Origin of the sequence: Pseudomonas amygdali (assembly GCF_002699855.1) — a bacterium.
Classification (GTDB): domain Bacteria; phylum Pseudomonadota; class Gammaproteobacteria; order Pseudomonadales; family Pseudomonadaceae; genus Aquipseudomonas; species Aquipseudomonas amygdali.
In genome coordinates, this window is the sequence record NZ_LKBW01000294.1 from 23,696 (window position 1) to 29,708 (window position 6,013).

At 58.6% G+C, this 6,013-nt stretch carries 4 protein-coding genes and 3 pseudogenes; all 7 read right to left on the reverse strand.

The window, feature by feature from the left end; translation table 11 throughout:
• Nucleotide 1: 1 nt before the first annotated feature.
• Complete coding sequence (locus AO277_RS28285; protein WP_135004056.1) at nucleotides 2-193, reverse strand: hypothetical protein; 192 nt, start codon at nucleotides 191-193, stop codon at nucleotides 2-4.
• A 117-nt stretch (nucleotides 194-310) separates the two neighbouring features.
• Nucleotides 311-601: a CesT family type III secretion system chaperone gene (locus AO277_RS22715; protein WP_044317357.1), complete on the reverse strand. Its 291-nt coding sequence runs from the start codon at nucleotides 599-601 to the stop codon at nucleotides 311-313.
• A 239-nt stretch (nucleotides 602-840) separates the two neighbouring features.
• Nucleotides 841-1,774: pseudogene (locus tag AO277_RS22720) on the reverse strand (sugar ABC transporter permease).
• Complete coding sequence (gene xylG, locus AO277_RS22725) at nucleotides 1,775-3,331, reverse strand: D-xylose ABC transporter ATP-binding protein (RefSeq protein ID WP_044317356.1); 1,557 nt, start codon at nucleotides 3,329-3,331, stop codon at nucleotides 1,775-1,777.
• Nucleotides 3,332-3,424: 93 nt separating this feature from the next.
• Nucleotides 3,425-4,426: a D-xylose ABC transporter substrate-binding protein gene (xylF, locus tag AO277_RS22730; RefSeq protein WP_044317355.1), complete on the reverse strand. Its 1,002-nt coding sequence runs from the start codon at nucleotides 4,424-4,426 to the stop codon at nucleotides 3,425-3,427.
• 139 nt (nucleotides 4,427-4,565) lie between these two features.
• Nucleotides 4,566-5,882 (reverse strand): annotated as a pseudogene (xylA, locus tag AO277_RS22735) (xylose isomerase).
• Between the two features lie 37 nt (nucleotides 5,883-5,919).
• Nucleotides 5,920-6,013 (reverse strand): annotated as a pseudogene (locus AO277_RS22740) (IS5/IS1182 family transposase); the annotation flags it as partial.

Sequence of the window (6,013 nt, forward strand, 5' to 3'; positions counted from 1 at the left end):
TTCACAAAAAGCCTGACTGGATCAATCCCCGGCTCTCGCCGAGCGCGTGCAGCTCCATTGTTGTCAGCAGCCGCGCTGCCTGAGTTTTCCTGAGCCGCCTGCGGTTCTCCACCTGACGATGTGCCGGACGCTCGTAGGCGTAACGACGATGGCGCGTCCATCGGTGGCAGTGGTCGCTGACCTTGCGCTGCATCCAGTCGCATTGGCGTGGGGCTTGTGGGGCCCTCGACGGCATGGGAAGCAGCGGCTTGTGCGGTAGGGGCAATCCCGTTCAACGTCGGCTTGTTCAACATGGGCTCTGTCCTCAGCGCTAACGCAGGCGCTGCGCGGTGTTACGCAACTCCTGCGTTGTTTCGGCAAAGTTAGCCAGCAGATTTTCGAATCGGGTCTTGTCCAGTGCGAGAAAGTTATGCTCGTAGGAATACACCAACGTGTTCTCGTCCGGGTTGATGGTCAACGCGCCGCGTCGTAGCCGCAGGCCCGGAAAAGCATGGGCAAGCAGCTTGCGCAAGAGGATGTCGTCCTGAGGGTCGGCACGCAGATCGATGATCTCTGCCAACATCGTGAGGCTATCGCCGTTCACATGCAGTGTGAGGTTCATTCCTTCCTGCCACTGTACGGCCTGTGTCGCAGAATTTCCGTTGGCCGCCTGACCACGCCTATCAAGCAGCTTTTGTAGAGTGGAGGATGAGTCCATTGCCAGTATCCGTAGAAAACCATATCGACGGTGAGTGGCTGGAACGCACGCTGTGGTTCCCGGTATCTCGATTAACCTGTGGGACCTGTCGAGACCGGCAACTCCAGAATAAAGTGGTCAGCACAACCTCTGACTTCTGCGAATCACCGCCGTCCGGCCCGTGTGCTCACGTCCACCCACACCGCCAGCACGAGGATGCCGCCCTTGACGATCATCTGCCAGTAACTGTCGACGTCGAGCATGGACATGCCGTTATCGAGACTGGTGATGACCAGCGCGCCAAGCAGGGCACCGTAGACAGTGCCCGAGCCGCCGCGCATGGACGTGCCGTCCGAAAACCGTCTGGCTGGTGACATAACTGAACACACCGAGCAGGACCAGCAACAGCAATACCGGAACGGGGATTCCGTCGTAGCTGTTGAGCACATAGACAAACCCGCCCAACACAGCGCCGATCAATACCACGCGTAACACATCACGGATCATCGAATGTGCCGCCAGCCCGTGCAGGGCTCTATTGCGCCGTTGTTTCCAGGTCAGGAACAGCGTCAGGGCCAGCAACAGTACGCCAAGCGCTGTACCGACAGAGTGCTGCAAATATCCCTGGCCGACGTAGACCAGCGAAGGCGATACCGGGGCGATGGTCGTGCCGCCGGTAATCCCCAGAAGAATGCCGCGAAAGGCCAGCATACCGCCCAGCCCGACAATGAAGGAGGGAATACGCAGGTAGGCCGTCATGTAGCCGTTTGCCAGACCGATCATCAAGCCGCACAGGGCCACCAGACTCAGATTGGCCAGCAGCGGCACGTGGTAAACCACATCCAGAATCGCCGCCAGCCCCCCGAGCAGGCCCAGCAATGAACCCACCGACAGGTCGATCTCGCCACTGATGATCACCAATACCATGCCGCAAGCCAGAATGCCGGTGATGGACATCTGCCGCAGCAGGTTGGAAAGGTTGCGCGGGGTCAGAAACCCTCCATCGGTCTGCCAACTGAAGAACAGCCAGATCACTGCGATGGCAATCACCAGCGCAAGCATTTTGTAGCGGGTGAAGAACTGTTTGACCTGGTTCATCTATGCGGTCTTCCGGGCATTATTGTCAGGGGCATCGGGGTGGCTGAGCGCAGCGGCGAGCACCTGTTCCTGAGTGAGTTCATGGTTGATGAAGTCGCCGCGCAACTGGCCTTCGCCAATCACCAGCACACGGTCGGAGACTCCCAGTACTTCGGCCAGCTCCGAAGAGACCATGATGATTGACACACCTTCGGCCGCCAGCGCGCCCATCAGCTTGTAGATCTCGTACTTGGCACCCACATCGACGCCACGGGTCGGTTCGTCGAGAATCAGAACGCGCGGGCGGGTCAGCAGCATCTTCGCCAGCACGGCTTTCTGCTGGTTGCCACCGGACAGGCTGGTGATCGGCAGGAACGGGCTGGCCGTCTTGAGGTGCATGCGCGAGATTTCCCGGTCGATGCTGCCCAGCTCGGCTTCGGCATCGATGCGGGTCATTTTCGAGTAGGTATCGAGAACCGCGAGGGTGATGTTCTGACCAACGCCCAGGTCCGGAATAATGCCCTGACGCTTACGGTCTTCCGGGACCATGCACAGGCCGGCGCGGATTGATTTGAGCGGCGTGCGCGTGTCGACAGGTTGGCCGTCCAGCCACACTTCACCTGTATATCGGCCCGGGTAGGCACCGAACAGAGCGGACACCAGTTCGGTGCGACCCGCGCCTACCAGCCCGGCAATGCCGAGAATTTCCCCGCGCTTGAGAGCAAACGAAATGTCGTCGACCCGTTTGCGTCCGAGGTTATCGACGTCGTAACAGGTAATGTTTCGCGCCTCGAAAATCACCTCGCCGATCTCATGGGGTTCGGTGGGGTAAAGGTTGCTCATTTCGCGACCGACCATCTGGGTGATGATCTTCGGGATGTCCATGTCCGACATTGCGGTGGTGGCGATGTGCTTACCATCGCGGATCACCGAAATGGTGTCGCACACGGCCGCCACTTCATCGAGTTTGTGCGAAATGTACACGCACGCCACGCCCTTGGCTTTCAGATCACGAATGATGTCCAGCAGCACCTCGATTTCCGAGCGGGTCAGGGCCGAGGACGGCTCGTCGAGGATCAACAGACGAGCTTTCTTGTTCAGTGCCTTGGCGATTTCCACCAGTTGCTGATAACCGCCGCCGTACTGGGAAACCGGCAGAGCCACGTTCATGTCTGGCACTTTGAGCTCACGCATCAACACTTCGGCGCGATGGATCATGGCCGGGTAGTTCATGCGCCCACCCGGGAGCGTCAGTTCATGACCCATGAAGATGTTTTCGGCCACCGACAGGTCAGGCACCAGCGTGAGTTCCTGATGAATGATGACGATACCGGCTGCTTCCGTTTCGCTGATTGACTGCGCCTTGAGGGGGTTACCATCCCAGAGGATCTCGCCGTCCCAGGTGCCGTAGGGGTAAACCGCTGACAGCACCTTCATCAGCGTGGACTTGCCCGCGCCGTTTTCGCCGCACAGGCCGACGCATTCACCGGGCCGGACCTTTATGTCAATGCCGTTCAGGGCTTTGACGCCGTCAAAGGTTTTGACGATGCCGTTCATTTGCAACAGATAGTCGGACATGGCACAGGCTCACACGGGGATCCAAGGGCGTGCCTGAGCCTGCGCAGCCGTGCTGCACAGGCCCAGGCTTTCTATCGACTGATTATCGATAGCTCACTGGCCGCCCATCTGCGCCTTGGTGTAGAACCCGTCTTTCTCCAGCAGGTCGATGTTGTCCTTGGTCAACGGTGTCGGGGTCAGCAGGATGGTGTCGACTTTCTTGCTGCCATTGTCGTACTGCGCGGTAAAGGCAGGCTTCTCGTTGCGCACCAGTTGCACCGACAGTTTGGCGGCTTCGCTGGCAATCAGCTTCAGCGGCTTGTAGACGGTCATGGTCTGGGTGCCATCAATGACCCGCTTGACCGCCGCCAGGTCCGCATCCTGCCCCGAGATAGGCACTTTGCCGGCCAGTTTCTGTGCGGCCAGCGCCTGAATCGCGCCCCCGGCGGTGGCGTCGTTGGAAGCAACGATGCCATCGATCTTGTTGTTATTTCGGGTCAGGGCATTTTCAACAATGCTCAGGGCTTCAGTGGGGTTCCATTCCTTCGCCCACTGTTGGCCGACGATTTTGATATCGCCCTTGTCGATGGCTGGCTGCAGCACCTTCATCTGACCTTCGCGCAGAATCTTGGCGTTATTGTCTGTGGGTGCGCCGCCCAGCAAAAAGTAGTTGCCCTTGGGGGCTGCTTTCAGCACGCCGCCGGCCTGCATTTCGCCGACCTTTTCGTTATCGAAGGAGATGTAAGCATCGATCTCGGCGTTGAGGATCAGCCGGTCATAAGACACCACTTTGATCCCGGCCTTCTTGGCTTCGGCAACGGCGTTGGTCAGCACGGTTGCGTTGAACGGCACGATGACAAGCACATCGACGCCGCGAGAGATGAGGTTTTCGATCTGCGATATCTGTTTCTGCTCGTTGGCATCCGCCGACTGTACGTAGACCTTGGCGTCCAGTTTCTCCGCTGCCGCAACGAAGTAATCACGGTCGCGTGACCAGCGTTCCAGACGCAGGTCATCAATGGAAAAACCGATTTTCGGGTGGGCGGAGTCGGCCATGACCGGCAGGGACAGCAAGGCCAGAGCGCTGGCAAGCAGCGTGCGTTTCAGGGTGTTCATAGCGTGCGTCCTTTTATTGTTGTTCGAAAGACACTTAATGATGTGCAGCGTAATGCCGGTGCAACTGTAGAACGTTGTCGGACGCCGCGGGCACAGATTTGTCGTGAGAATGTCACTGCGGCGTCCGTTCAGCCTTGCTTCAGGAGTAGATAAAGCGGTTGACCACTCCTTCAAGCAATTCCTGCCGACCGCTGACGGCTTGTGGGTTGAGGTCGTTGGCGAACGCATGCTCGGCCAGCGAAGCGAGACTGAAACCTCCGCTAAGTACGGATTGGCCAAACGGCTGCTGCCAGCCTGCGTAGCGCTGGTCCTTGAACTGCTGAAGCTTATCGTTCTGCACCATCGCCGCAGCGCGCTCCAGCGCCAGGGCGAGCACGTCCATGGCGGCAACGTGGCCGTGGAACAGGTCGACTTCGTCGAGGCTCTGACGACGGACCTTGGAATCGAAATTGTAGCCGCCATTGGTGAAACCACCGGCCTTGAGAATCTCGTAGGTGGCGAGGGTCATCTCCTCGACGCTGTTGGGGAACTGGTCAGTGTCCCAGCCGTTCTGCGGGTCGCCGCGGTTGGCATCGATGCTGCCAAAGATCCCCAGCGAGACTGCTGTGGCAATTTCGTGGTGGAAGCTGTGTCCGGCCAGGGTCGCGTGGTTGGCTTCGATGTTGACCTTGATCTCTTTTTCCAGACCGTACTGCTGCAGAAAACCGAACACCGTAGCACTGTCGTAATCGTACTGATGCTTGGTGGGCTCCTGCGGCTTGGGCTCGATCAGCAAGTCGCCTTTGAAGCCAATCTTGTGTTTGTGCTCGACCACCATACGCATGAAGCGGCCCAACTGTTCGCGCTCCTGCCTGAGGTCCGTATTGAGCAGGGTTTCGTAGCCTTCACGACCGCCCCACAGGACGTAGTTGGCCCCTTTGAGTCGCTGGGTGGCGTTCATGGCACTGAACACCTGAGTCGCGGCGTAGGCAAATACTTCAGGGTCCGGATTGCTGGCGGCCCCTGCGGCAAAACGCGGGTTGCTGAAACAGTTAGCGGTGCCCCACAGCAGCTTGATCCCGGTTTGCTCCTGATGACGTTCCAGCTGATCAATCATCTGCGCGAAGTTGTTGCGATACTCCTTGAGCGAGCTGCCTTCCGGTGCCACGTCGGTGTCATGGAAGCTGTAGTAGTCGATGCCGAGTTTGGAGAAAAACTCGAAAGCTGCTTCAGCCTTGCCGATAGCCAGCTCCAGCGGGTCCCCGGAACCTTGCCATGGACGCTTGAAAGTGCCGACACCAAACATGTCGGCGCCCGGCCAGACGAACGTGTGCCAGTAGCAGGCCGCCATGCGCAAATGCTCGCGCATGGGTTTGCCGAGAATCAGTTTGTCGGCATCTTAGTGACGAAAGGCAAGGGGCGAGTCGCTGTCAGGGCCTTCGTAGCGAACCTTGTCGACGGCGGGGAAGTACGGCATCTGCGTTTTCCTTATTGTTCTTGGCGATGCCTCGATACTAGGGTTTGTCTGAAAAGTCAGCCCGCAAGCATCTTTCGATGCAAGCCAGTGTGACCATCGCTTTAAAGCTACTTGCCAGCTTGTCGTAACGC

Excerpts from the sequence above, each read along its gene's own strand:
- xylG (WP_044317356.1), bottom strand. The coding sequence starts at position 3,331 with ATGTCCGACTATCTGTTGCAAATGAACGGCATCGTCAAAACCTTTGAC.
- xylF (WP_044317355.1), bottom strand. The coding sequence starts at position 4,426 with ATGAACACCCTGAAACGCACGCTGCTTGCCAGCGCTCTGGCCTTGCTG.
- AO277_RS22715 (WP_044317357.1), bottom strand. The coding sequence starts at position 601 with ATGAACCTCACACTGCATGTGAACGGCGATAGCCTCACGATGTTGGCA.
- AO277_RS28285 (WP_135004056.1), bottom strand. The coding sequence starts at position 193 with ATGCAGCGCAAGGTCAGCGACCACTGCCACCGATGGACGCGCCATCGT.